This window comes from Halomonas nitroreducens (assembly GCF_003966155.1).
GTDB lineage: Bacteria > Pseudomonadota > Gammaproteobacteria > Pseudomonadales > Halomonadaceae > Halomonas > Halomonas nitroreducens.
This window is the reverse complement of the sequence record NZ_RXNS01000011.1, coordinates 26,495-51,790: the sequence shown is the minus strand read 5'-3', so window position 1 is coordinate 51,790 and position 25,296 is coordinate 26,495. Positions and strand designations below refer to the sequence as shown.

21 protein-coding genes and 6 tRNA genes are annotated in these 25,296 nt (G+C 68.3%); 13 read left to right on the top strand and 14 right to left on the bottom strand.

Annotation, left to right across the window (positions count from 1 at the left end):
• Nucleotides 1–73 precede the first annotated feature (73 nt).
• Nucleotides 74–1,543: a betaine-aldehyde dehydrogenase gene (betB, locus tag EKG36_RS12215; RefSeq protein ID WP_126484451.1), complete on the bottom strand. Its 1,470-nt coding sequence runs from the start codon at nt 1,541–1,543 to the stop codon at nt 74–76.
• 11 nt (nt 1,544–1,554) lie between these two features.
• A complete protein-coding gene (betI, locus tag EKG36_RS12210; RefSeq protein WP_185827548.1) occupies nt 1,555–2,190 on the bottom strand; it encodes a transcriptional regulator BetI in 636 nt (211 codons plus the stop codon).
• Between the two features lie 170 nt (nt 2,191–2,360).
• Between betI and EKG36_RS12205 the strand changes: the two genes are divergently transcribed.
• The 5 genes from EKG36_RS12205 to EKG36_RS12185 all read left to right on the top strand — a co-directional run bounded on the left by EKG36_RS12205 (nt 2,361) and on the right by EKG36_RS12185 (nt 3,955).
• Complete coding sequence (locus tag EKG36_RS12205; protein ID WP_126484449.1) at nt 2,361–3,311, top strand: choline ABC transporter substrate-binding protein; 951 nt, start codon at nt 2,361–2,363, stop codon at nt 3,309–3,311.
• 118 nt (nt 3,312–3,429) lie between these two features.
• Nucleotides 3,430–3,506 (top strand) — tRNA-Met (locus EKG36_RS12200).
• A gap of 134 nt (nt 3,507–3,640) precedes the next feature.
• A tRNA-Asn gene (locus EKG36_RS12195) sits at nt 3,641–3,716 on the top strand.
• 41 nt (nt 3,717–3,757) lie between these two features.
• Nucleotides 3,758–3,833: transfer RNA gene (locus EKG36_RS12190), tRNA-Asn, on the top strand.
• Between the two features lie 46 nt (nt 3,834–3,879).
• Nucleotides 3,880–3,955 (top strand) — tRNA-Asn (locus EKG36_RS12185).
• A 266-nt stretch (nt 3,956–4,221) separates the two neighbouring features.
• On the opposite strand, the gene ccoG is transcribed toward EKG36_RS12185, so the two are convergent.
• Nucleotides 4,222–5,643, bottom strand: a complete 1,422-nt coding sequence (ccoG, locus tag EKG36_RS12180; protein ID WP_126484447.1) for a cytochrome c oxidase accessory protein CcoG — start codon at nt 5,641–5,643, stop codon at nt 4,222–4,224.
• Between the two features lie 222 nt (nt 5,644–5,865).
• On the opposite strand from ccoG, the gene EKG36_RS12175 reads away from it, so the two are divergent.
• Nucleotides 5,866–7,278: an aminotransferase-like domain-containing protein gene (locus EKG36_RS12175; RefSeq protein WP_126484445.1), complete on the top strand. Its 1,413-nt coding sequence runs from the start codon at nt 5,866–5,868 to the stop codon at nt 7,276–7,278.
• A gap of 56 nt (nt 7,279–7,334) precedes the next feature.
• Here EKG36_RS12175 and EKG36_RS12170 read toward each other — a convergent pair whose 3' ends face one another.
• On the bottom strand, nt 7,335–9,440 hold the full coding sequence (locus EKG36_RS12170) for a carboxy terminal-processing peptidase (protein ID WP_126484443.1): 2,106 nt from the start codon (nt 9,438–9,440) through the stop codon (nt 7,335–7,337).
• A gap of 142 nt (nt 9,441–9,582) precedes the next feature.
• On the opposite strand from EKG36_RS12170, the gene EKG36_RS12165 reads away from it, so the two are divergent.
• Nucleotides 9,583–10,881: a M18 family aminopeptidase gene (locus EKG36_RS12165; protein WP_126484441.1), complete on the top strand. Its 1,299-nt coding sequence runs from the start codon at nt 9,583–9,585 to the stop codon at nt 10,879–10,881.
• Between the two features lie 165 nt (nt 10,882–11,046).
• On the opposite strand, the gene EKG36_RS12160 is transcribed toward EKG36_RS12165, so the two are convergent.
• The 9 genes from EKG36_RS12160 to EKG36_RS12120 form a co-directional block, all read right to left on the bottom strand.
• A tRNA-Met gene (locus EKG36_RS12160) sits at nt 11,047–11,123 on the bottom strand.
• Nucleotides 11,124–11,177: 54 nt separating this feature from the next.
• Nucleotides 11,178–12,269: a redox-regulated ATPase YchF gene (gene ychF, locus EKG36_RS12155; protein ID WP_126484439.1), complete on the bottom strand. Its 1,092-nt coding sequence runs from the start codon at nt 12,267–12,269 to the stop codon at nt 11,178–11,180.
• A gap of 207 nt (nt 12,270–12,476) precedes the next feature.
• Entirely contained in the window at nt 12,477–13,061 is a 585-nt protein-coding gene (pth, locus tag EKG36_RS12150; protein ID WP_126484437.1) for an aminoacyl-tRNA hydrolase, read from the bottom strand.
• A gap of 114 nt (nt 13,062–13,175) precedes the next feature.
• A complete protein-coding gene (locus EKG36_RS12145) occupies nt 13,176–13,871 on the bottom strand; it encodes a 50S ribosomal protein L25/general stress protein Ctc (RefSeq protein ID WP_126484435.1) in 696 nt (231 codons plus the stop codon).
• A gap of 111 nt (nt 13,872–13,982) precedes the next feature.
• On the bottom strand, nt 13,983–14,924 hold the full coding sequence (locus tag EKG36_RS12140; protein ID WP_183383978.1) for a ribose-phosphate pyrophosphokinase: 942 nt from the start codon (nt 14,922–14,924) through the stop codon (nt 13,983–13,985).
• Between the two features lie 63 nt (nt 14,925–14,987).
• Nucleotides 14,988–15,062, bottom strand: a tRNA-Gln gene (locus tag EKG36_RS12135).
• 58 nt (nt 15,063–15,120) lie between these two features.
• The gene (gene ispE / locus EKG36_RS12130; RefSeq protein WP_126484433.1) at nt 15,121–15,975 is read right to left on the bottom strand and encodes a 4-(cytidine 5'-diphospho)-2-C-methyl-D-erythritol kinase; all 855 of its coding nucleotides are present in this window, start codon (nt 15,973–15,975) and stop codon (nt 15,121–15,123) included.
• A complete protein-coding gene (lolB, locus tag EKG36_RS12125; protein ID WP_126484431.1) occupies nt 15,968–16,588 on the bottom strand; it encodes a lipoprotein insertase outer membrane protein LolB in 621 nt (206 codons plus the stop codon). The genes ispE and lolB overlap by 8 nt, the downstream gene beginning before the upstream one ends.
• A gap of 24 nt (nt 16,589–16,612) precedes the next feature.
• Complete coding sequence (locus tag EKG36_RS12120) at nt 16,613–18,331, bottom strand: tetratricopeptide repeat protein (protein WP_246007502.1); 1,719 nt, start codon at nt 18,329–18,331, stop codon at nt 16,613–16,615.
• Nucleotides 18,332–18,556: 225 nt separating this feature from the next.
• Between EKG36_RS12120 and hemA the strand changes: the two genes are divergently transcribed.
• From hemA to EKG36_RS12095, 5 genes are all read left to right on the top strand, one after another.
• Nucleotides 18,557–19,825, top strand: coding sequence for a glutamyl-tRNA reductase (gene hemA / locus EKG36_RS12115; RefSeq protein WP_126484427.1), 1,269 nt, complete (start codon nt 18,557–18,559; stop codon nt 19,823–19,825).
• Nucleotides 19,826–19,939: 114 nt separating this feature from the next.
• Entirely contained in the window at nt 19,940–21,031 is a 1,092-nt protein-coding gene (gene prfA / locus EKG36_RS12110; RefSeq protein WP_126484425.1) for a peptide chain release factor 1, read from the top strand.
• On the top strand, nt 21,031–21,864 hold the full coding sequence (gene prmC / locus EKG36_RS12105; RefSeq protein WP_126484423.1) for a peptide chain release factor N(5)-glutamine methyltransferase: 834 nt from the start codon (nt 21,031–21,033) through the stop codon (nt 21,862–21,864). The genes prfA and prmC overlap by 1 nt, the downstream gene beginning before the upstream one ends.
• Before the next feature lie 180 nt (nt 21,865–22,044).
• Nucleotides 22,045–22,545, top strand: a complete 501-nt coding sequence (locus tag EKG36_RS12100; protein ID WP_126484421.1) for an Lrp/AsnC ligand binding domain-containing protein — start codon at nt 22,045–22,047, stop codon at nt 22,543–22,545.
• Nucleotides 22,546–22,550: 5 nt separating this feature from the next.
• Nucleotides 22,551–23,297, top strand: a complete 747-nt coding sequence (locus EKG36_RS12095) for a HesA/MoeB/ThiF family protein (RefSeq protein ID WP_126484419.1) — start codon at nt 22,551–22,553, stop codon at nt 23,295–23,297.
• An 81-nt stretch (nt 23,298–23,378) separates the two neighbouring features.
• On the opposite strand, the gene EKG36_RS12090 is transcribed toward EKG36_RS12095, so the two are convergent.
• Nucleotides 23,379–23,954, bottom strand: coding sequence for a helix-turn-helix domain-containing protein (locus EKG36_RS12090; RefSeq protein WP_185827547.1), 576 nt, complete (start codon nt 23,952–23,954; stop codon nt 23,379–23,381).
• A gap of 151 nt (nt 23,955–24,105) precedes the next feature.
• Here EKG36_RS12090 and tdh point away from each other — a divergent pair, with 151 nt between their 5' ends.
• Nucleotides 24,106–25,131 (top strand): L-threonine 3-dehydrogenase, encoded by a 1,026-nt coding sequence (gene tdh / locus EKG36_RS12085; RefSeq protein ID WP_126484417.1) that lies wholly within the window; start codon nt 24,106–24,108, stop codon nt 25,129–25,131.
• Nucleotides 25,132–25,296: the final 165 nt, after the last annotated feature.

The window sequence follows — 25,296 nt, the reverse complement described above, 5'->3', positions numbered from 1 at the left end:
AGCAGCAAGATGGAACGGGGACGGAAACGGCCGGTCACGGGGGCTCCCCCGTGACCGTGGGCGGGGCGTCGGACTAGAACACGGACTCGAAGGGCCCCATCTCGACTTGCACCGACTTGGTCTGGGTGTAGTGGGCCAGGGTCTCGACGCCGTTCTCGCGGCCCACGCCGGACTGCTTGTAGCCGCCCACCGGCATCTCGGCGGGGGACTCGCCCCAGGTGTTGATCCAGCAGATCCCGGCCTCCAGGCGCTGGATGACCCGGTGGGCGCGGTTCAGGCCCTCGGTGAAGACGCCGGCGGCCAGGCCGTAGGAAGTGTCATTGGCGCGGCGGATCACCTCCTCCTCGTCGTCGAAGGCGAGGATCGACATCACCGGACCGAAGATCTCCTCGCGCACGATGCGCATCTCGTCGCTGCAGTCGGTGAACACCGTGGGCGCGGCCCAGGCCCCGTCGGCGTAGTCGCCCTGATCCCAGGCCTCGCCGCCGGCCAGTACCCGGGCGCCTTCCTGCTTGCCGACGGCGATGTAGGACAGCACCTTCTCCTGGTGCTCGAAGCTGACCAGGGGGCCGAAGTTGACCGCCGGGTCCAGCGGGTCACCGGCCTTGATGCGCGCCACGCGCTCGGCGATCTTGCCCTCGAAGGCCTCCTTGACGCCGCGCGCCACGAAGACCCGGGTGCCGTTGGTGCAGATCTGCCCGCTGGAGTAGAAGTTGGCCATCATGGCGGCGTCCGCGGCACGGTCCAGGTCGGCATCGTCGAAGACGATCAGCGGCGACTTGCCACCCAGCTCCATGGTCACGTCCTTGAGGCTGGACGCCGCGGAGGCGGACATCACCTGCTTGCCGGTGCCCACCTCGCCGGTGAAGGACACCTTGTCGATGCCGGCATGGCCGGTGAGCAGCTGGCCGACGCGGCCGTCGCCGTGCACCACGTTGAAGACGCCATCGGGCAGGCCGGCCTCGGTGAAGATCTCGGCCAGCGCCATCACGGTCAGCGGCGTGACCTCGCTGGGCTTGAAGACCACGGCGTTGCCGGCGGCCAGCGCCGGGGCCGACTTCCAGCAGGCGATCTGGATCGGGTAGTTCCAGGCGCCGATGGCGCCGATCACGCCCAGCGGCTCGCGACGGGTATAGACGAAGGAGGATTCCCGCAGCGGGATCTGGCTACCCTCGATCGCCGGAGCCAGGCCGGCGTAGTACTCGAGCACGTCGGCACCGGTGACGATGTCCACCGCGGCGGTCTCGCTGATCGGCTTGCCGGTGTTGCGGCTCTCGAGCTCGGCGATGGCATCGTTGCGCTCGCGGAGCAGCGCCACGGCGCGCTGCAGGATGCGCCCGCGCTCCATGCCGGTCATGGCCGCCCAGGCCTGCTGGCCACGGCGCGCCGCGGCGACGGCGGCGTCCACGTCCGCCTCGCTGGCCTGCTGCACGTCGGCCAGGGTGCTGCCGTCATAGGGATTGACGACCGGGAAGCTCTTGCCGGAAGTGGCATCCACTCGGCGGCCGTTGATGTAGAGGGTTTCGGTAGCGTGGTGGGTCATGGGACCTCCAGTCAGGACTCGGTGGAAACGGGGCTGGGAGTCGTCGGTGTCGTGGCGACGCCGTGGGCGCGGAGCAGCTGGTCGAGGTATTCCCGGGCCTGGCGCCGGGCATAATCGGTGTCCAGTCCATCGGGGGTGAGGGCGCCGCGCAGCCACAGGCCGTCGATCATCGCGGCCAGCGCCCGGGCCGCATCGCGGGCCTCCTCGCGGGGCAGCAGGCGACGCAGCTGGTGGCAGAGGTTGGCGTAGAGGCGGCGATCGTTGACCTGCTGCAGGCGCTGCAGCTGCGGCTGGTGCATGCTGCTGGCCCAGAAGGCCAGCCAGGTCTTGGCCACCGGGCCGGTGACCTGGCTGCGGTCGAAGTTGCCATCGATGATCGCTGCCAGGTGTGCCTCGGGGGCCTTCGTCGCCAGGGCCCGGCGGCGTGCGGTGACGGCCTCGCCCAGATCGCTGAGGATCTGGCGCATGGTGGCCTCCAGCAGGCCATCCTTGCCGCCGAAGTAATGGCTGATGATGCCGGCGGAGACGCCGGCATGGCGGGCGATGCGCATCACGGTAGCATCGGCCAGGCCGACCTCGTCGATGGCCGCCATGGTAGCCTTGATCAGCTGCTGGCGACGGATGGGTTCCATTCCGACCTTGGGCACCTTGCTGACTCCTCTCTCGGCGTGCGTCTTGCTTCCATGCCCGGAAGCATGGTTAACATAGCCACAGCTTGCCATTTTTTTATTGAACGTTCAATCAATAAAAGTGATCGGCAACCGGTAGGACCTCGATCCTGCCTATACTCAACGTCCAACCCAAGGGAGACATGTCAATGAACAAGATGACCGTGGGCCTGGCAACCGCCGCGCTTTCGCTGACCGCTTCGCCGCTGCTGATGGCCGCCGAGGACCAGAGCTGCCAGAGCGTGCACTTCGCCGAGGTCGGCTGGACGGACATCACCGCGACCACCGCCCTGACCACCGAGGTGCTCGAGGCGCTGGGCTACGAGACCCGTATCGACACCGTCTCGGTGCCGATCGCCTACTCGGGCATGAAGAACGGCGACTTCGATGTCTTCCTCGGCAACTGGATGCCGTCCATGGCCTCGATCAGCGATCCCTATGTGGAGCGGGGCCAGGTGGATCGGCTGGGCGCCAACCTGGAGGGGGCCAAGTACACCCTGGCGGTGCCGCAGTACGTCTATGACGCCGGGGTGACCTCGGTGGCCGACCTGGACGAGCATGCCGACAACTTCGATGGCAAGCTGCACGGCATCGAGGCCGGCAACGACGGCAATCAGCTGATTCAGGACATGATCGACGACGACGCCTTCGGCCTTGGCGACTGGCAGCTGGTCGATTCCAGCGAGGCGGGCATGCTCGCCGAGCTGCGCGCCCGCACGCCGGACGAGAAGTGGATGGTGTTCCTCGGCTGGGAGCCGCATCCCATGAACACCAACTTCGACATCGCCTACCTCGAGGGCGCCGATGACTACTTCGGTCCCAACCTCGGCGGGGCCACCGTCTACACCAATACCCGCGCCGGCTTCGCCGAGGAGTGCAGTAACGTCGGTGAGCTGCTGGGCAACCTCTCCTTCACCCTGGAAATGGAGAACCAGCTGATGGGCGAGATCATGGACGAGGGCGCCGATCCTCGCGATGCCGCCCGTGACTATCTCCAGGCCCATCCGCAGGTGCTCGAGGGCTGGCTCGAGGGTGTCACTACCCGGGACGGCGAGCCGGGCCTGCCGGCAGTGAAGGAGGCGCTGTCCATCGAGGAATGAGGGACGCTCGCGACATGCCGTAGCGTCTTGGGTGGGGGCCATGTCGGGCTTGCCAAGGGGCGGGCCGCCATGCATAATCCCCACCCGTCGCTTGGGCCATGCCCCGTGAAGCGAAAATGGCTACGTAGCTCAGCTGGTTAGAGCACATCACTCATAATGATGGGGTCCCCTGTTCGAATCAGGGCGTAGCCACCAGGACAGCACAGGACGCCCGCTTGGCCTCAGGTCGAGCGGGCGTCTTGCGTTGCGGGGCAGGCCAGGGCGGGAGGCGGAGAGACACTTGACGTTTACAAGCCGATCCGTATACTACGCCCCGTGCTCGAGGCCATTCCCCGATAGCTCAGTTGGTAGAGCAAATGACTGTTAATCATTGGGTCGCAGGTTCGAGTCCTGCTCGGGGAGCCAGCTTCGCCCCAGAGCGTCGAGCACAGAGGTAATCAGGTCATTCCCCGATAGCTCAGTTGGTAGAGCAAATGACTGTTAATCATTGGGTCGCAGGTTCGAGTCCTGCTCGGGGAGCCACCTTTCCTGCCAGACGTACCTTGCCCGCTCCGGGCCAGCATGCCATTCCCCGATAGCTCAGTTGGTAGAGCAAGTGACTGTTAATCACTGGGTCGCAGGTTCGAGTCCTGCTCGGGGAGCCAGTGTGCCATTCCCGTTTCGTCTTCGTTCCCCTCGCCATCGGCGCGGTGTCTTCGCGTGTCCGCAGCTTTCCTGCCAGTGACACCGGCATCGTGATGGCCAAGCACGGGGAGAGCGCCTGGCGTCGATGACGCCGGAGCCGATCATGGCGCCCGGCGCCGGGGCGAAGCGTCTCGTTCGCCCCTCGATCCCGGCTCGGCCATCCCCGTTCTACCGGGAACTGGCTCGTGCTCGCATGGGTGCCTGGTGCCCGCTGTCAGCTGCGGCATTAGCGGGGCACGGGGCCCAGGAAGCGGGTCTCGCCGTCCCGTTGGAGCGCCGGCGCGCCCAGGGCCTCGACCCGCACGCGCACCGGCTGGCTCGGCTGGGTGAGCGACGTGTCCGCGACGCGCAGGGTAATCGGCAGTCGCCGGCTGTCCCGGGCCGCCACCCGGATGACTCTGGGGGCCTCCACACGCAGCCCCGGGAGACCCGAGACGGCGAGGCGATAGCGGTGGGGCTTGTCGTCGAGGTTGCGGATGGTCAGCTGATAGCGATTAGTGATCTCGCCGCTCGTCGCTTGCCCGTAGAGGCGGTCGCGGTCGCGCTCGATGTCCAGGTCCAGCGGCGTGCGTCCCTGCAGGCTGACAACCAGCATGCCGACCATGACGACCAGGACGGCGAGATAGCCCAGCAGCCGGGGGCGCCAGAGCCGGGAAGCCCGTCCTGCCAGGGCATGCTCCGTGGTGTAGCGGATCAGTCCCTTCGGGCGCTTCAGGCGCGCCATGACGCCGTCGCAGGCGTCGATGCAGGCAGCACAGCCGATGCACTCGTACTGCAGGCCATCGCGGATATCGATGCCGGTGGGGCAGACCTGGACGCAGAGGTCGCAGTCCACGCAATCGCCGCTCGCCGCGTCCTTGCCACGGGACTTGCCGCGCGGCTCCCCCCGGGCGGCGTCGTAGGAGACGACCAGGGTGTCGGAGTCGAACATCACGCCCTGGAAGCGGGCATAGGGGCACATGTGCAGGCATACCTGCTCGCGCAGCCAGCCGGCGTTGAGGTAGGTGAACAGAGTGAAGAAGCCGATCCAGAAATAGGCCCAGCCGTGGGCCTCGAGGAGCGGTAGTGCGGCGACCAGATCGCGGATCGGAGTGAAGTAGCCGACGAAGGTCACGCCGGTGGCGGCAGCGATGATCAGCCAGGCCGCGTGCTTGGCCGTCTTGCGCCACAAGGTGTCGAGGTCCGCTGGGCGGCCGTCGCGCCGGATGCGGCGATGTCGGGGGCCTTCCAGGCGATGCTCGAACCACAGGAACAGGAAGGTCCAGACGCTCTGGGGGCAGGTGTACCCGCACCAGACCCGGCCGGCAAAGACGGTGATCAGGAAGAGCCCGAAGGCACAGATGCTCAGGATCCAGGCGAGCAGGATGAATTCCTGGGGATAGAAGGTCGTCCCGAGGACATGGAATTCCCGGGATGGCAGGTCGAACCACACGGCCGGACGGTCCCCCAGGATCAGCCAGGGCAGGCCGAAGTACAGGGCCATGAGGCCCCAGTTGGCATGACGCCTCAGGCGCTGGAAGCGTCCCTGGATCTCGCGGACGTACAGGTGCCGGCGCGGCGCGTAGGCGTCCTGCCGGGTCTCGGCGGGCGTATAGTGGTCGACCGCGGAGGCGGGCGTCTGGTCGTGAAGGGGGATTCTCTGGGTCATGCGGCTTCCCGACGGCGGATGGAGGGGCCGGGGACCCGTGGGGCGAGGGGCGCGGCGGGCCCCGGCGGCAGGCTCGACTATGCCGCCCCGAAGGTCGCCATCACAGCATCAGCTGGGCAGAAAAACAGCGTATCAGATGCCCCGGGCCGAAGGCCGTGCGGCTCGTCAGGCAACCGCCAAGGGGGTATAGTGCCGGCGCCTCCTCTCCATGAGCCCGTGATCATGAAGCGTTACGAACGCCTTGCCGAGGACGTCGCCACCCTGATCCGTCGCGGGGTGCTGGCCCCGGGGGAGCGGCTGCCCTCCGTGCGTCAGGTCAGTCGCTCCCGGGGGGTGAGCCCCTCCACGGTCTTCCAGGCCTATTATCGGCTCGAGGCGCGCGGCCTGATCCTGGCGCGGCCCCGCTCCGGCTATTTCGTGCGCGATCAGGCCCGCCGCCTCCTGGAAACGCCGGGAATATCCCCGGTGCGCGGCGCCGAGGCGGCCGAGGTGGCGGTCAGCGAGCTAGTGTTCTCGGTCCTCGATTCCCTGCAGGACGCCGATACCGTGCCCTTCGGTTCGGCTTTCCCCTGTCCCGGCCTCTTCCCGCTGCCGCGGCTCGCCCGCAGCATGGCCAAGGGGCTGCGCGAGATGGGCAGCGAGGCGGTGGTCGCCGGCATGACCGGCGGCGATCCTGCGCTCCGGCACCAGATCGCCCGGCGCTATGTGCTCGGCGGCGTGCGGCTGCCGGTCGATGAACTGGTCATCACCAATGGCGCCATGGAGGCCCTGAACCTCTGTCTCCAGGCCGTCACCCGTCCCGGCGACCTGGTGGCCATCGAGTCACCGGCCTTCTACGCCAGCCTGCAGGTGCTGGAGCGGCTGCAGCTGCGGGCCGTGGAGATCCCGGTGGATCCCCGCCATGGCGTCGACCTGGACGTGCTGGCCGATCGCCTGGGGCGATGGCCGATCAAGGCCTGCTGGTTCATGTCCCACCTGCAGAACCCGCTGGGCGCGAGCCTCGACGAGTCGCGCAAGCGGGCGCTGTACGACCTGCTGGTAGAGCACGAGGTGCCCCTGCTGGAGGACGACGCCTATGCGGAGCTCCACTTCGGGCCGCAACCGCCCTGGCCGGTCAAGGCCCTGGACGAGGCCGGACTGGTCATGCATTGCGGCTCCTTCTCCAAGTGTCTGGCGCCGGGGTATCGGGTGGGCTGGGTGGCGGCCGGCCGCCAGGCGCGGGCCGTGGCCCGATCGCAGCTGATGACCACCATCTCGCCCTCGGTGCCCGCCCAGGCGGCCATCGCCGACTACCTGCAGCATGGCGGCTACGACCGCCACCTGCGGCGATTGCGCCATGCGCTGGAGAGCCAGCAGCAGGCCATGCTGGCCGCGGCGGATCGCCACTTCCCGGCGGGTAGCCGGGTCACCCGGCCCGAGGGCGGCTATTTCCTGTGGTTCGAGTTCCCCGAGCGTGTCGACTCGCTACAGCTGCTGCGCCTGGCCCTGGCCGAGGGCATCAGCCTGGCGCCGGGGCCGATCTTCTCGGCCACCCAGGGGTATCGGCACTGCGCTCGGCTGAGCTACGGCCATCCCTGGACGGCGCGTAGCGAGCGGGCCATGGTGCGGTTGGGGGAATTGCTCGCCACCTTCTAGGCCCCGAAGGCAGGACGCCGGGCGCGAGGCCCGCGTCGGTCGAAGGGGGAGGGGCGTCAGTCATACTCGGCCAGGCGCAGGCCGCTGTCGAGGCGGGCGAAGTCCAGCAGGATCTCGGCGGCCTCCACCACCTGGGCGCGATCGATCGGCTCCACTTCGGTATCGGCCTCGGCCGGGGCGCCGGTCTCGCTGCCGGGGTCGCCATCGACCTGGCCCTGGGGCGTGTCGCGGGCGTCGATCCACTCCTCGAGGGGCTCCAGGCCCAGCGCCTCGCGGCGCTGGTTCTCCAGCGCCAGCTGCTCGGCCTCCTGGGCCTCCACTTCCAGCCGGCGCTGCTCGCGGTTGAGGCTGACGCTGGTGTGCTGTTCGCGCAGGCGTTCGGCCAGCTTGGCCTGGCGTTCCAGGTAGTGGAAGTTGGGGTGGTCGTCGGCGCGTACACGGTGGCGGTCGCGCAGGGTCTCGAGATAGTGCTGCGGCTCGCCGTACTGGCGGTACTGGACCTGGCGCACGGTATCCCAGGCCAGGGCGTTGTCGAGGCTGCTCTCGCCGATGAGTTCGGGGTCGATCAGGCTCGGGAAGCGGATGTCCGGGGTCACGCCCCGGTGTTGGGTGCTCTCGCCGGAGATGCGGTAGAACTTGGCGCGGGTCAGCTTGATCTGGCCGTGGCTCAGCTCGTTGAGGGTCTGCACCGTGCCCTTGCCAAAGGTGTCGCTGCCCACCACCAGGCCGCGCCCATAGTCCTGGACGGCGCCAGCGAAGATCTCCGAGGCCGAGGCCGAGAGCCGGTTGACCAGCACCACCAGGGGGCCGTCATAGAGGGTGCCGCTGTCGGTGTCGCCATACAGGCTGATGCGCCCCCGGGCGTCGCGCACCTGGACGGTGGGGCCGCGGTCGATGAACAGGCCAATCAGCGAGTTGGCCTCCTGCAGGGCGCCGCCGCCATTGTCGCGAAGGTCGAGCACGATGCCCTCGACGCCCTCGGCCTTGAGGCGTTTGATCTCCTTGGCCACGTCCCGGGTAGTGCTGCGGTAGTCCTCCTCGCCGGCCTGCCAGGCATCGAAGTCGACGTAGAAGGTCGGCACCTCGATCATGCCCAGCCGGTGTAGTTCGCCGTCGCGCTCGATCTCGATGACCTCGCCCCGGGCGGCCTGATCCTCGAGGTTGACGGTGTCCCGGGTGATCTCGACCACCTTGGAGCGGGTCATGTCCACGGCCTGGGCGGGGACCACGTCGAGTCGCACCACCGAGCCCTTGGGGCCGCGGATCATGTCCACCACGTCGTCCAGGCGCATGCCGACCACGTTGACGATTTCCTCATCCTCCTGGCCGACGCCGACGATGCGGTCGGCGGGCTTGAGCACCCCGGCGCGCTCGGCCGGGCCGCCGGGCACCAGGCTGGCCACCTTGACGTACTCGCCGTCGGCCTGGAGCAGGGCGCCGATACCTTCCAGGGACAGGCGCATCTGGATGTCGAAGGATTCGCTCTGGCGCGGCGACAGATACTCGCTGTGGGGGTCGATGCTGCCGGTGATCGCGGCCATGAAGAGCCCGAAGACGTCCTCGTCGTTGGTCTGGCGCAGGCGGGTCAGCTGGCCCTCGTAACGCTGGCGCAGGGTGTCCTCTACCTGCTCGGGCGACTGGTCGCTGATCGACAGGGTCAGGGCGGCGTTCTGGAGGCGCTTGGTCCACAGCTCGTCGAGGGCCGCCTCGCTGCCGGGCCAGGGCGTGTCTTCGCGGTCCAGGACCATGCGCTGGTCGCCGTCGAAGTCGAAGTCGAGGCCCTCGTCGAGGCGCGCCAGCAGCCAGGTCAGGCGGGCCTCGGCACGCTCGTGATAACGGCGGTACAGGGCGAAGGGCCGCGACAGGTCGCCGTCCAGGACGGCGTCGTCCAGGGTGGTGGCCAGGTCGTCGAAGGCATCGACATCGCGGCGCAGCAGGTAGGCGCGCTGGCCGTCGAGGATGTCCAGGTAGCGGTCGAAGGCCCGCCGCGACCACTCGTCGTCCAGATTGACGTCCGCATAGTGGCCATAGCGAAGGGATTCGGCCACTTCCACGGCCGCCTGGCGTTGGGCGTCGCTGGGGACGAGCTCCGCCAGGGCGGGACCGGCGACCAGCAGCAGGGCCAGGGCCGCCGCGCGCCCCAGGGTGACAAACAGGCTCATCGATGAAGCACTCCCGGATTCATGTACACTCTATCAGTCCAGACTGCGATTCGGCTCGCGAGTTGCATGGACCGAGCGGCCATTGTAGCAGCTCGGTCCACATCCCAAGACCCCTGAACGTCCCGCGATACAGAGGAACCCCATGCCCCAGGATGCCCGTCTCGAGCGGCTGCTCGACTTCCTGCGCCGCTCTCCCACCCCCTGGCACGCCACGGCCAACATGGCCGAGCGTCTCGAGCAGGCCGGCTATCGACGCCTCGAGGAGACCGACGCCTGGCGCCTCATGCCGGGCGACAGGGTCTATGTGACCCGCAACGACTCCTCGATCATCGCCCTGCAGCTGCCCGCCTCGCCGCTGACGGCTCTGCGCATGATCGGCGCCCACACCGACAGCCCCGGCCTGCGGCTCAAGCCCAATGCCGCCCAGACCGCCGCCGGCTGGCTGCAACTCGGCGTCGAGGTCTATGGCGGGGCGCTGCTGGCACCCTGGTTCGACCGTGACCTGGGGCTCGCCGGCCGGGTCCAGGTGCGCTACCCGGATGGTCGGCTGGCGGGCCTGCGGCTGACCGTCGACCGACCGGTGGCGATCATCCCCAGCCTGGCGATCCACCTCGACCGCGAGGCCAACAACGGCCGTGCCATGAACGCCCAGACCGAGATGCCGCCCGTGCTGCTGCAGGGTGGCGGGCACGCCGACTTCGAGCGGCTGCTGCACGACTGGCTGGCCGAGGAGCACGGCATCGAGGGGCTCGAGGTGCTCGACTTCGAGCTGGCGCTCCACGACATGCAGCCGCCCGCGCGGCTGGGCGTGGAGGGCGAACTGATCGCCAGTGCCCGGCTCGACAACCTGCTGTCCTGCTTTATCGGCCTCGAGGCCCTCCTGGAGAGTGATGGGACGCAAGGCGCGCTGCTGGTGGCCAACGATCACGAGGAGGTCGGCAGCGCCAGCGCCTGCGGCGCCCAGGGGCCCTTCCTGGGGGATGTGCTGCGGCGGGTGAATGCCCAGCTGGGGGAGGGCGACGAAGAGGGGCTGGTCCGCCTGATCCAGGCCTCCAGGATGATCTCCTGCGACAACGCCCATGCCCTGCACCCCAACTTCCGGGACCGGCACGATGCGGCCCACGGCCCGGCGCTCAACGCCGGGCCGGTGATCAAGGTCAACGCCAGCCAGCGCTACGCCACCAATAGTGCCACCGCGGCGCTGTTCCGGGAGCTGTGTCGCGAGGCCGAGGTGCCGGTGCAGACCTTCGTCACCCGAGCCGACATGGGCTGCGGCAGCACCATCGGGCCGATCACCGCCACCGAACTCGGCGTACCGACCCTCGACGTGGGGGTGCCCCAGTGGGCCATGCACTCGATCCGCGAGACGGCGGGGAGCCAGGACGTGGCACACCTGACCCGGGTGCTCACCGCCTTCTTCGACCGCACCGAGCTGCCCTGAGGCCAGGTGCGAGAAACGAGGGGCGGGGGGCGAGGTGTGAGCCATCAGGCTGCCTCGACCCTCGACCCTCGACCCTCGACCCTCGACCCTCGACCCTCAGACCAAGCCAAACCCAAACCAGGCCAAAAAAGCCCGCCTGGCGAACCAGGCGGGCTTTTCGGTATCTGGTGGCTACGCCCTGATTCGAACAGGGGACCCCATCATTATGAGTGATGTGCTCTAACCAGCTGAGCTACGTAGCCGTCAACGGGGGCGAATACTACCTGGGTCGCCCCGTTGCGTCAAGCATCGCGTCCCTAGACATTGAAGCGGAAGTGGATGACGTCGCCATCCTGGACGATGTAGTCCTTGCCTTCCAGGCGCCACTTGCCGGCATCCTTGGCGCCCTGCTCGCCGCCCAGCGCCACGAAGTCGTCATAGGCCACGACCTCCGCGCGGATGAAGCCCTTCTGGAAGTCGGTGTGGATCACCCCGGCCGCCTCCGGCGCGGTAGCGCCGACCCGAACGGTCCAGGCGCGGACCTCCTTCACCCCGGCGGTGAAGTAGGTCTGCAGGCCGAGCAGGGCGTAGCCCGCGCGAATCACCCGGTCCAGTCCCGGCTCCTCCATGCCCATCTCGTCGAGGAACATCGCGCGCTCCTCGTCGTCGAGCTCGGCGATCTCGGCCTCGATCTGGTTGCACACCGGCACCACCACGGCCTCCTCGGCGGCGGCGATCTCCTTGACCACCTCGAGGTAGGGGTTGTTCTCGAAGCCGTCCTCGTTGACGTTGGCGATGTACATGGTCGGCTTGAGGGTCAAGAAGCCGAAGCTCTTGAGCTGGCGCTTCTCGTCGTCGTCGAGACCGAAGCTTCTCAACGGCTGGCCTTCGGCCAGGTGGGGCTGGATGCGGTCGAGAATCGCCTTGGTGGCGATGGCCTCCTTGTCGCCACCCTTGACCACCCGGGTCAGGCGCTGGATGGCGCGATCGACGGTGTCGAGGTCGGCCAGTGCCAGCTCCAGGTTGATGGTCTCGATATCGGCGCGCGGATCGATCTCGTTGGCCACGTGGATGACGTTGTCGTTATCGAAGCAGCGCACCACATGGGCGATGGCCTGGGTCTCGCGGATATTGGCCAGGAACTGATTGCCGAGTCCCTCGCCCTTGGAGGCCCCGGCCACCAGGCCGGCGATGTCGACGAACTCCATGGTAGTGGGCAGCACCTTCTGTGGCTTGACGATCTGGGCCAGCCGGTCGAGGCGCGGGTCCGGCATCGGCACGATGCCGACATTGGGCTCGATGGTGCAGAAGGGGAAGTTCTCGGCGTCGATGCCCGACTTGGTCAGGGCATTGAAGAGGGTGGACTTGCCGACGTTGGGCAGGCCGACGATACCGCAGTTGAAACCCATAAGATGTACCTGAAATTGGTGTGCCAGAAGGCGAGGGCAGATCCGTTCGCCATTCTAAGAGATGCCATCAGGGCGAGCTAGAAGAGGTAAGAAGGAAGAGAGAAGAGACTGCTGGCCGGCCTCTTCCAGGCATGGGTGTTTCCTCCAGGCACGCAGCGCCGTTCTTTCTTCTTCCCCCTTCAAGCGGCGTAGCCGCGCTCTTCCCTCTTACCCCTTGAAGCTGTGCAGCCGCTGCATGGCGCGCGGCCAGTCGCCGGCGACGGCCTGGGGCAGGGTGGCCAGGCACTCGTCGATGGCGGCGTCGATGGCGGCGCGTTCGGCCTTGCCCGGGCGGCCCAGCACATAGTTGGTCACCTGGCGGGCGTCGCCCGGGTGGCCGATGCCGATGCGCAGGCGGTGAAAGGACTTGTCGTTGCCCAGCGCGCGGACGATGTCGCGCAGGCCGTTGTGGCCCCCGTGCCCACCGCCCTGCTTGTAGCGGGCCGTGCCCGGCGGCATGTCCAGCTCGTCGTGGGCCACCAGCAGCTCGTCGGGGGCGAGCTTGAAGAACTGCATCAGCGCGGCCACGGCGCCGCCGCTGCGGTTCATGAAGGTGGTTGGCTCGAGCAGGTGGAGGTCCTGGCCGGCGACGCGGACGCGTGTATAGCGCCCCAGGAACTTCTTTTCCGGGCGCAACTCGTCGCCGGCGTCCCGGGCCAGGGCGTGGAGCAGCCAGGCGCCGGCGTTGTGACGGGTGGCGTCGTACTCTGCGCCGGGATTGCCCAGGCCGATGATCGCTTTCAACTGGCTCATGCCGGTGTCCTCGCGTGCGGCGTGATGGCAAAAAAAATCAAGCGCCGAGGCGCTTGATCCGTGAAGACGGGACGGGCATGCCGAGGGATCGGCATGCCCGCCGGTAACGGCCGATTACTCGGTGTCGCCTTCGCCTTCGCCTTCGCCCTTGGCTTCCTCGCCCTTGGGCTCTTCGCCCTTGGCTTCCTCGCCGGCGGCCTCTTCGCCTTCTTCCTCAGCCTCGGCGCGGACCTTGGCCTTGGTGACGCTCACGATGGCGTTGTCGTGGTCCTCGCCGTGGGTCAGCGCGACCAGGGTCACGCCGGCCGGCACCGTGAGGTCGGACAGGTGCAGGGTGGTGCCCAGCTCGACGTTGCTGATGTCGATTTCCAGGTACTCCGGCAGGTCCTTCGGCAGGCAGCTGATCTCGACCTCGGAGGTCAGGACGTGCAGCTCGCCGTCCTGGTCCTTGATGGCCTTGCTGGCATCCTCGCCGATCACGTGCAGCGGCACGTTCAGGGTCAGCTCGTGGGTGGCATCGACGCGCATGAAGTCGGCGTGGGACACCAGCGGCTTGTAGGGGTGACGCTGAAGGTCACGCACCACCACCTGCTGGGCCTTGCCGTCCACGGTCAGGTTGATCACGGACGAGAAGAAGGCCTCGTCCTCGATCGCCTTGTAGAAGCTGGTCTTGTCGACGGCGATGGGCTGGGGTGCCTGCTCACCACCATAGATGATGGCCGGCACTTGCTCGTTCGCACGACGCAGGCGGCGGCTCGCACCTTTCCCCAGGTCGTTGCGAACGCTGGCGTTGAGTTTGAAATCGGACATGGTATTGCCTCTTGCTTGAAGTAAGGAAGACGCCGGGGTCCGCGACCAGACCACGACGCTTCCGGACGCCCCGAAGGGCACGTTCCGGCGCCACGTCCCGCTGAGTTGGCCTCAGTGGAACATGGCGCTGACGGATTCCTCGTTGCTGACCCGCCGGATCGCCTCGGCGATCAGGCCGGCCACGCTGAGCTGACGGATACGTCCGCTGCGACGGGCGGTCTCGGACAGCGGAATGGTGTCGGTGACGACCACTTCGTCGAGCACCGAACCGGTGATGTTGTCCACGGCGGGGCCGGACAGGATCGGGTGGGTGGCATAGGCCACCACGCGGCGGGCACCATGCTCCTTGAGCGCTTCGCCGGCCTTGCACAGGGTGCCGGCGGTGTCGATCATGTCGTCCACCACCACGCAGGTGCGGTCCTGGATCTCGCCGATGATGTGCATCACCTGCGCCTGGTTGGCCTGGGGGCGGCGCTTGTCGATGATCGCCAGGTCGGCGTTGAGCTGCTTGGCGATGGCGCGGGCGCGCACCACGCCACCGACGTCCGGCGAGACCACGACCAGGTCGTCGTAGTTCTGGCGCTCGATGTCGTCGAGCAGGATCGGCGAGCCGTAGACGTTGTCCACCGGCACGTCGAAGAAGCCCTGGATCTGGTCGGCGTGCAGATCCATGGTCATCACCCGGTCGACGCCGGCCTTGACCATCATGTCGGCGACGATCTTGGCGGAGATCGGCACCCGGGCAGAGCGGACGCGACGGTCCTGACGGGCGTAGCCGAAGTAGGGCACCACGGCGGTGACCCGGCTGGCGGAGGCCCGGCGCAGGGCATCCACCATCAGGATCATTTCCATCAGGTTGTCGTTGGTCGGTGCACAGGTGGGTTGCAGGATGAACACATCCTTGCCGCGCACGTTCTCGTTGATCTCGACCGCGACTTCGCCGTCACTGAACTGGCCGACCGTGGCGTTGCCCAACCGGTTGTCCAGGCTCTCGGCCACTTTCTGGGCGAGTTCGGGATTGGCGTTCCCGGCGAAAACCATCAATTTTGACACGCGCAGCCACCTTTGCAGTGTTGGGTCTTCAGGATTCGGATCGGTGCCGTTCCGGGGTGGAAATGGCTGGGGTAGCAGGATTCGAACCTGCGCATGGCGATACCAAAAACCGCTGCCTTACCGCTTGGCTATACCCCAGCAACCTTAACCTTGCCGGATCGACCCATGTGCCGCCGTGCCCAGGGGAAGGGGGCGGTCATCGATCCAGGGCATCGTGAAGAGGAGAACGGTTCAGGCCGCGCGCCTTAAAGGCGTGCCAGCCCGCCGGCATCTCGGCCAGCAGCGCATCGGCGTCGATCTCGCGATCCAGGCTGGCGAAGACACAGGCTCCGGTGCCTGTCAGCATCGCCGGTGCCCGCGCGTGGAGCCAGTCGAGGATGCGAGCGACCTCGGGATACAGTGCCCGGACCGTGGGCTCGCAGTCGTTGCGCCAGCTCGCCGCTCCCCCCTGCAGTGCGCGCGCCATGGTAATCGGGGGGGTATCCCGTGTCAATTCTGGCGCCTGGAACACTGCCGGGGTGGAGACCGTGACGCCGGGCTGGACGACCACGAACCAGGGTGTGTCGAGATCCACGGCGGTCAGCCGCTCGCCGACCCCCTCGGCCCAGGCGGCGTGACCGTGGACGAAGACCGGCACGTCGGCGCCGAGGGCCAGGCCCAGCTCGGCCAGGCTGTCGAGTGACAGGCCGAGCCTCCACAGGCGGTTCAGCCCCAGCAGAGTGGTGGCGGCATCGCTACTGCCGCCGCCCAGACCGCCGCCCAGCGGCAGGCGCTTGTCCAGGTGCAGGTCGGCGCCATGGCGGGTGCCGGTGACCTCCCGCAGCTGCCGGGCCGCCCGCAGGATCAGGTTGTCGTCGGCGGCGACGCCGGCCAGTGCCGGGGTCAGGCGCAGCGACTCGTCGTCGCGTCGGCACAGCGTCAGGGTGTCACCGTGGTCGAGGAACTGGAACAGGGTCTGCAGCTCGTGGTAGCCGTCATCGCGGCGTCCGGTGATGTGCAGCAGCCGGTTGAGCTTGGCCGGGGCCGGCAGCACCAGGCGTGTCTCAGCCATCGCCAGGCTCCGGCTGCCAGCGGGTCACCACCAGGGTGACCCTGAGCTCGTCGTAGGTCATGGTCATCCGGCGCGGCAGCCACAGGTCCGCGGCCCGTGTCCAGGCCCGGTAGGCGATTCGCCAGCCGTCCTGCTCGAGCGCCTGGGGGAAGCCACGGGCGTCGCGCTCCAGGCGGTGGGGACGGTCCGGGGCGGGGAGGCCGCGGATCCAGTCGGTCAGCGCCGAGACCGGCAGCGACCAGCCCAGCTGCTGTTGCATCAGCGCCTCGGGATTGTCGGCCTCGAAGCGTCCCTCGCCGGTGGTCAGCGACACCCGTCCCTCGCGGCCCTCGAGCACGCTGCGCCCGCTACCGAAGGGGCCGCTGAGCAGGATGCGGTAGTGATAAGGGGTCTGCCGCCAGTCCAGGTTGGCGCTGGTCGAGTCCTCGGGGGTGCGCAGCCCGGCCTTGCCGGTCAGTTCCCAGGCCTCGAGAGCCGTCAGCCGGTCGCGCTGGGCCTCCCACTGGCCGGCGCTGCGCGCCATTTCCCCCGAGGGGGGGCGGGTGGCGCAGCCGGCCAGCAGGGCCAGGCTCAGGGCCAGCCATAAAAGGTGTCTCGGTCGATGGCATCGCATGGTCGATTCCCTTCGCGGGTAGTATCAGGGGGTGAGCGCGGGAAGGCGGTCGCGCAGTGCTTCGATGGCCGGGCGGGGGGCGAAACGCTGCTGTGCCGTTTCCAGCAGGTCCCGGGCCCGCTCCCGCTTGCCCAGTTGCCAGAGGACCTCGATCAGGTGGGCGGCGACCTCCTGGTCGGGCATGGCGGCCCACGCCCGCTCCAGCCAGGGCAGGGCGGCCTCGGGATCCCCCTGGCGATAGTACACCCAGCCGAGGCTGTCGAGGATGGCAGGATTGTCCGGTGCCAGCCGGTGGGCGCGCTCGATCAATGAGCGGGCCTCGTCCAGGCGGTCCGCCAGGTTCTCGTCGGCCAGGGTGTAGCCCAGGGCGTTGAGGGCGTTGGCGTTGTCGGGATCCCGCTCGATGATGGCGCGCAGGTGGGTCTCCATGGCGACCAGGTCGCCGTCCTCGTAGGCGCGCATGGCACGCTGGTAGCGCAGCTGGGTGGCGTCCGGGTACTGGGCGATGCTGCGCACGAGCAGGGCATCGGCCTGGTCGCGGGCGCCGGCCTCGTCGAGCAGCTGCACCTCCAGGGACACCAGCTCGGGGGCGGCAGCCTCATGGCGCAGTCGCTCGATGCGCAGGAAGGTGCGGGCGTCGAGCAGGCGGTCGTTGTCCACCAGCATGCGGGCGGCCCGGATCCGGGAGATCAGGAAGCGTTCGCCCTCCGGGACCTGGCGGTAATAAAGGAGGGCATTGTCCACCTCGCCCTCCTCCTCGGCGATGCTGCCCAGCAGCAGGAAGACCAGGGGCGGTGTGGCATCGCCGCCGATCAGCGGCAGCAGCAGGCGCCGCGCCGGTCGGGGGTGCCCTTCCTCCAGGTAGAGGCGGGCCAGGGCCAGGCGCAGCTCCGAGGTGTCACCGTGGTCCTCGAGCAGGGCGTCGGTGCTGGCTTCGGCGGCGACGAGGTTGCCCAGCCGGATCTCTGCCTGGGCCGTCAGCAGCATCAGCCGCGGGTCGCCGGGCGCCAGCGCCAGTCCGCGACGGGCCGCCGCCTTGGCGCGCTGCGCAGACTCGCTGTCCAGCGCCACCACGGCACGGATACGCCACAGCGCCGGCAGCTCGGGGGCGCGCGCCGCCAGCCGCTCGAGTCGCCGGCGCGCCGCGCGATACTCGCCCGCCGCGGCCTCGAGCAGGGCGGTGGCGAGCTCGGCATCCGGTGGCGCGGTGGTGGTCTCGGCCAGGTGGCGTCGCAGGCGGGCCAGCAGCGGGAGCGGGTCGGCGCCGGCCTCGAGGGTCCCCTCGACGAAGTCCAGCAATTCGGCCTGGCCGCCGCGATCGACGACGCTGAGCCACTGGTCCAGCGCCGCGGCCCAGTCGCCACGCTGCACGGCGAGGCTGGCCAGCAGCCGGGCCGGGGCGTCGCTCTCGGGCGCCAGGGCCTGCCAGCGGTGCGCTGCCTCCTCGAGCAGCTCAGGGTCCTCGTCGAAGCGGGCGGCCAGGGCGGCGCGCTCGGCCAGGGTAGCGTCCCCGTAGCGTTCGGCGGTCTCGAGGTAACCACGGGTGGCGCGGCGATAGTCACCGCGCTGCCCGGCAAGCTCGGCTACCAGCAGCGAGGACAGCCCCTGGGCATCCAGGCCCTGGGTGATGGGCGGCGCCCCGGCCATGGGGTCCGCTGTCACGGGCGGGGAGGTCAGGCTCTGGCAGCCGCCGAGCATCAGGGCCAGGCCGAGGGCAGCGAGCGGACGGCGCGCGAGTGTCATGGGGGATCGGCGGGGCATGCGAGTCTCGAGGTGGAGGCCGAGCCGTCAGCATAACGGCTTGGTTCCCTTGGGCAAAGGACAACGCCCTCGGCGGGGCGCCTTGGCGGGTCGGCCTGTGGTAGAATGCTGCGCCGTGGAGACGTGTCGGGTGACTGCCTGGTCGTTCTCCCCGTATTGCTTGCTCGAAGCTGCCGGACCACCATCACCGCGAAGACGCCGACACGCATGACGCTGCTTGCCCTGGGAATCAATCACCGGACCGCGACCGTCGAGGTGCGCGAACAGGTCGCCTTCACGCCGACGCAGCTGGAGTCGGCACTGGCCGAGCTGCGCGTCCTCCCCGGGGTGCGGGAGGCCGCGGTGCTCTCCACCTGCAACCGCACCGAGCTGTATTGCGTCACCGGTGAGGCCGGCGAGCGGGCGATCCTCGAGTGGCTGGGTCGCTTCCACGGCCTCGAGACCGAGGCGCTGACGCAGTGTGCCTACCATTTCCTGGACAACGATGCCGCCCGTCACCTGATGCGGGTGGCCGTGGGCCTGGACTCCATGGTGCTGGGTGAGCCGCAGATCCTTGGCCAGCTCAAGGACGCCTACCAGGTGGCGCGGCGGACCCAGGGGATGGGCGGCGAGCTGGAGTGCCTCTTCCAGCAGACCTTCGCCGTGGCCAAGCAGGTACGCACCGAGACGGGCATCGGGCGTAACCCCGTCTCGGTGGCCTACGCCGCGGTCAGCCTGGCCAGCCGGATCTTCGACGACTTCTCGCGCTCCCGGGCGCTGTTGATCGGCGCCGGCGAGACCATCGAGCTGGTCGCGCGTCATCTCCACGAGGCCGGGGTGAAACAGCTGACGGTGGCCAACCGCACCCGGGAGCGCGCCGAACAGCTGGCCGGCCCGCTGGGCGGCGCAGCCATCACCCTGGACGAGATTCCCGAGGCGCTGGTCCAGGCCGACATCGTGATCGCCTCCACCGCGGCGCCACTGCCGATCCTCGGCAAGGGCATGGTGGAGCGGGCCCTCAAGCGCCGGCGCCACCGGCCGGTGTTCATGGTCGATATCGCCGTGCCGCGGGACATCGAGCCCGAGGTGGGGGAGCTGGGCGACGTCTTCCTGTACACCGTCGATGACCTGCAGGAAGTCATCGAGGAGAATCGTCGCCACCGCCAGGTCGCCGCGGATCACGCCGAGTCGCTGATCGAGCATGGCGTCGGTCGCTGGCTCTATGAGCGCCGCCTGCGCAGTGGCGGCGAGCTGATCCGCGACGTCCGTGCCCGGGGTGAGGCACTGCGTGACCAGGCCCGCGATCAGGCGCTGGCACGCCTGGCCCGGGGCGAGGACCCCGTGGCAGTGGTGGAGCGCCTGGCCTACCAGTTGACCAATCGCCTGCTGCATCGGCCCACCGTGGCGCTGCGCGAGGCCGCCAGCGACGAGCGACAGGAGCTGCTGGACGCCGCCGCCGAGCTGTTGCTGGACGACGCCGCCAAGACTTCCCGATAGGACCCCGCTGATGCCTGCTTCCCTGCGTCAGCGTCGCGACGCCCGTGCCCACGGTTACCGTGCTCCCGCCGGGCGTGCCTTTCGATTCCGACACTTGCCGATAGGACTCCGTTGATGAAAGCTTCCCTGCGTCAGCGTCTCGACGCCTTCGCCGAGCGCTTCGAGGAGCTCGCCGCCCTGCTGGCCGACCCCGAGGTGATCACCGACCAGGCTCGCTTCCGTGATTATTCCCGAGAATACGCCGAACTCGACGCCCTGGTGGAGGCCTGGCGCGAATACCGGCGCGTGGAGGGCGATATCGAGGCCGCCGAGGCACTGGCCGACGATGCGGATGCCGAGATGCGCGAGCTGGCGGAGATGGAGCGGGATGAGGGCCGCGAGCGCCTCGAGGCGCTGGAGGTGCGGCTCAAGCAGCTACTGGTGCCCCGGGACCCCGACGATGCCGGCAACGTTTTCCTGGAGATCCGTGCCGGCACCGGCGGCGACGAGGCCGCACTGTTCGCCGGCGACCTCTTCCGCATGTACTCGCGCTACGCCGAGCAGCACGGCTGGAAGGTCGAGGTCATCAGTGCCAGCCATGGCGACCAGGGCGGCTACAAGGAGATCATTTCGCGGGTCAAGGGTGAGGGCGTTTATGCCCGGCTCAAGTTCGAGTCCGGCGCCCACCGGGTGCAGCGGGTCCCGGCCACCGAGTCCCAGGGCCGCATCCACACCTCGGCCTGCACCGTGGCGGTGATGCCCGAGGCCGCCGAGGTCGGCGAGGTCGACATCAACCCCGGTGACCTGCGCGTCGACACCTACCGGTCCAGCGGGGCCGGGGGCCAGCACGTCAACACCACCGACTCGGCCATCCGCATCACCCACCTGCCCAGCGGGGTGGTGGTGGAGTGCCAGGAGGAGCGCAGCCAGCACAAGAACCGCGCCAAGGCCATGTCACTGCTCGCCGCCCGCCTCAAGCAGGCGGCCCACGACAGCCAGCGCCAGCAGCAGGCCGACGAGCGGCGCTCGCTGGTCGGCTCGGGCGATCGCAGCGAGCGCATCCGCACCTACAATTTCCCCCAGGGGCGGGTCACCGACCACCGCATCAACCTGACCCTCTACAAGCTGGGCGAGGTGATCGGCGGGGAGCAACTCGACGAAGTCATCGAGCCGCTCATCCACGAGTACCAGGCCGAGCAGCTGGCCGCCCTGCAGCAGGAGTCCTGATGCGCCTCGACGACCTGTTGCGTGACGCCGCCCGGCGACTGGCGGCCGCCGGCTCGCCCAGTGCGCGTCTAGATGCCGAGGTGCTGCTGTGTCACGTGCTGGGGGTCGACCGGACCTGGCTGTATACCTGGGGGGACCGCGACGCCGCGGCCGACGCCGAGACGCGCTTCGATGCCCTGGTCGCGGAACGGGAAGCCGGACAGCCGGTGGCGCACCTCACCGGGGAACGGGAGTTCTGGGGGCTGGCCCTGGCCACTTCGCCGAGCACGCTGATCCCCCGGGCGGATACCGAAACCCTGGTGGAGGCCGCGCTGGCCCTGGCCCCCGAGGCCTCGGGACGGCTGCTCGACCTGGGCACCGGTACCGGCGCGGTGGCCCTGGCCTTCGCCTCCGAGCGTCCCGCCTGGACGGTGGTCGGCGTCGACCTGCGCCTCGAAGCGGTGGCCCTGGCCCGACGCAATGCCACGCGACTGGGGATCGACAACGCCGATTTCCTGTCCAGCGACTGGTTCGCAGCCCTGGGCGGCGAGCATTTCGACCTGATCGTCGCCAATCCGCCCTACCTGGCCGACGACGATCCCCACCTGGGGCAGGGCGACGTGCGATTCGAGCCGCGCAGCGCCCTGGTAGCCGCCGAGGGGGGGCTCGCCGACCTGTATCACCTGATCGAGGGGGGCCGCGCGCACCTTGTCCCCGGAGGCTGGCTGCTACTGGAGCATGGCGCGACCCAGGGGCCGGCGGTGCGCGAGGCATTGTGCGCTGCCGGCTATGCGGCTGTGACCAGCCGGGTCGATCTCGCCGGCCACGAGCGGGTCAGCCTGGGGTGTCGCTAAGGTGGGGCTGGAGCCGGCTCGGTGGCTGTGTTACACCTGATAACAGTAAAAAACGCCATTGGCCGCCGCCTTTCCGTGAGTGAATACCATCAATCATCCGTTTTGAGGTGATTTTCAGGCAAAGACTCCCTTGCGGCGGCTGGAGACTCACTGCTTTCCGGCGCGCCAGCCAGGACGACAATGAAAACCAAGACCCGCTCGCTCGACCGTATCGACCTCAAGATCCTGCGTTGCCTGCAGGAGAATGCCCGCATTTCCTACGTGGACCTCGCCTCCCAGGTGGGGCTCTCCACCACGCCCTGCCTGGAGCGCGTCAAGCGCCTGGAGCGCTCCGGGGTAATCCGCGGCTACAAGGCGCTCCTCGACCCCCGCGCCCTCAAGGCCAACCTGCTGGTGTTCGTCGAGATCAGCCTGGAGACCCAGTCCCCCTCGGTGTTCGACGAGTTCCGCCGCGCGGTGGCCAAGCTGCCCCAGATCCAGGAGTGCCACCTGGTATCGGGGCAGTTTGACTATATCCTCAAGTGTCGCATCCCCGAGATGTCGGCCTATCGTCAGCTGCTCGGTGACGTGGTCCTGACCCTTCCCGGCGTCAAGGAGTCCAAGAGCTACGTGGTCATGGAGGAAGTCAAGGAGGACTTCACGCTGCATGTCCCGGACATCGAAGAGTTCGACGAGAAGTGAGTCCCATGAACGATGAGGCGCTGTTGCGCTATAGCCGTCAGATCATGCTCGAGCAGATCGACATCGACGGACAGGAACGCCTGCTGGCCGGCCACGCCCTGGTGATCGGCGCCGGGGGGCTGGGCTCGCCGGTGTCGCTGTACCTCGCCGCGGCGGGACTGGGCCGGCTCACCTTGGCCGATGACGATGCGGTGGAGCTCTCCAACCTGCAGCGCCAGATCGCCCACGGCATGGCCGACCTCGGCCGTCACAAGGCGGAGTCGGCCCGGGAGGCGGCCCTGGCGGTCAATCCGGACTGCGATGTCAGGGCCGTGACCGAGCGTCTCGAGGATGATGTCCTGGCGGCCGCGGTTGCTAAGGCCGATGTGGTCCTCGACTGCACCGACCGCTTCGAGAGCCGCTATGCCATCAACGCCGCCTGCCGGGAGGCGTGGGTGCCGCTGGTCTCGGGGGCGGCGATCCGCTTCTCCGGCCAGCTGGCGGTCTTCGATCCCCGGAATCCCGAGTCACCCTGCTACGCCTGCCTGTATCCCCCGGGAGAGGGCGGTGACGAGGAGCTGCGTTGTGCCGAGAACGGCGTGGTGGCACCGCTGGTCGGGCTGATCGGCTGCTTCCAGGCGCTCGAGGCGCTCAAGCTGGTCAGCGGGGCAGGCCGGCTGCACCAGGGGCTCTCCACCTTCGACGGCCTCACCGGCCAGTGGCGGCATTTCCGCGTGCCGCGGGATCCGGCCTGCCCGGTGTGCGGGGGCTGAGGCTGAGGCCCCCGTTCTTCCCGCTGCGACACTCGGGTCGCGTCGCTTTCTCGCCACGGGCTCTCGCGGCGATGGCTCCTCCTACTCATAGGTGACGACCAGGAAGGCCAGCAGCTCGCCATCGCTCTCGTTGTCGATGGTATGTTCCTGGTCCGCGTGGTAATGCGCCGAATCCCCCGCGGCCAGGTGACACTCGTTGTCGCCGGCGATCACCCGGGCGCGGCCCTGGGTAATGGTCAATAATTCCCGTGTGCCCTCGAAGTGGGGGGCGCTGCGCAGACTGGCATGGGGGGCGATGCGCAGCTCGTAGAACTCGACATGCTTCTCGAGATGCAAGGGCGACAGGGTGCGGATGCGGCACTCCCGGTCGTCGCGGAACAGGTGGGTGGCATCGTCGCCGCGCACCACCTCGATACTGGAGGCGGTCCAGGGTTGGTCGACCAGATCGCCGATGCTCAGGCCGAAGGCCTGGGCGATGCGCAGGGTCACCGCCAGGGTAGGGTTGGCACGGCCACGCTCGATCTGACTGAGCATCGAGCGACTGACGCCGCACGCCGAGGCCAGCTGGTCCAGGGTCAGGCCGCGTTTCTTGCGCAGCTCGCTGACGCGGTCGCCAAGCAGTTGGCCGCCGTCGTCATGCGTTGCCGGGTCTTTCATGTGTCCGATTGCCTCGCTGAATTCCATTATAGGGGAATACTTTCTTGCATAGTGGATTTAATCCACTATGCTGGAATATATTCCTTTATGGTAACCATCCCGCCGGGGATTGCCAGCGAAGGCGAATTCATGAAGTCGAGGAGGCGGTGAAATGAAGGCACTGGTCAAGCGGGAGGCGGCCCCGGGGTTATGGCTCGAGGACGTGCCCGTACCGGAGGTCGGCATCAACGACGTGCTGGTGCGGGTCAAGCGCACGGCCATCTGTGGTACCGACCTGCATATCTACAAGTGGGATCACTGGGCCCAGCAGACCATCCCGGTGCCCATGGTCGTCGGCCACGAGTTCGTCGGCGTGATCGTCGAGGTGGGCTCCAACGTCAACGACTTCCATCCCGGCCAGATCGTCTCGGGGGAGGGGCACGTGGTCTGCGGCCGCTGCCGCAACTGCCTGGCGGGTCGCCGCCACCTGTGCGCCCATACCCGCGGCATCGGGGTCAACCGCCCCGGCGCCTTCGCCGAGTACGTGGCCCTGCCCATGTCCAACGTCTGGGAGCACCGCCCGGGAATCGACCTGGACGTGGCGGCGCTGTTCGACCCGCTCGGCAACGCCGTGCATACCGCCCTGCAGTTCGATGTCCTGGGCGAGGACGTGCTGATCACCGGGGCTGGCCCGATCGGCGCCATGGCCGCGGCGGTGTGCCGCCACGCCGGCGCCCGCCATGTGGTGATCACCGACCTGAACCCGTCGCGGCTGGCCCTGGCCGAAACGCTGGGCGCCACCCGCACCGTCGACGTCCGCCGGGAGAGCCTGGCCGAAGTGCAGCGCTCCCTGGGCATGACCGAGGGCTTCGATGTGGGGCTGGAGATGTCCGGCAGCCCCGTGGCCTTCAAGGACATGCTCGCCAACATGTGTCATGGCGGCAAGGTGGCGATGCTCGGCATTCCCACCGAGGAACTGGCCATCGACTGGAACACCGTGATCTTCAACATGCTGACGATCAAGGGCGTCTATGGGCGGGAGATGTATGAGACCTGGTACAAGATGTCGGTGCTGGTGGAGTCGGGAATGGACATCTCGCCGGTGATCACCCACCGCCTGCCCTATACCGACTTCGAGCAGGGCTTCCAGGCCATGCTGGCCGGGGAGGCCAGCAAGGTGATACTGAACTGGGACTGAGAGTTCCATCCACAATGCTTGGATGAGAGGAGCGCCGGGGACAAGATGGAGCGAGGTTGCTTGGCCAAGGAGGGTGGAGGTAGCGCCCATGCACGGAGCCGCAACGCCCTCGCGATGGCCCGGCTCGCCGGGGCTTGTCGCCGGGAATGCACTTCGTCGTTTCGC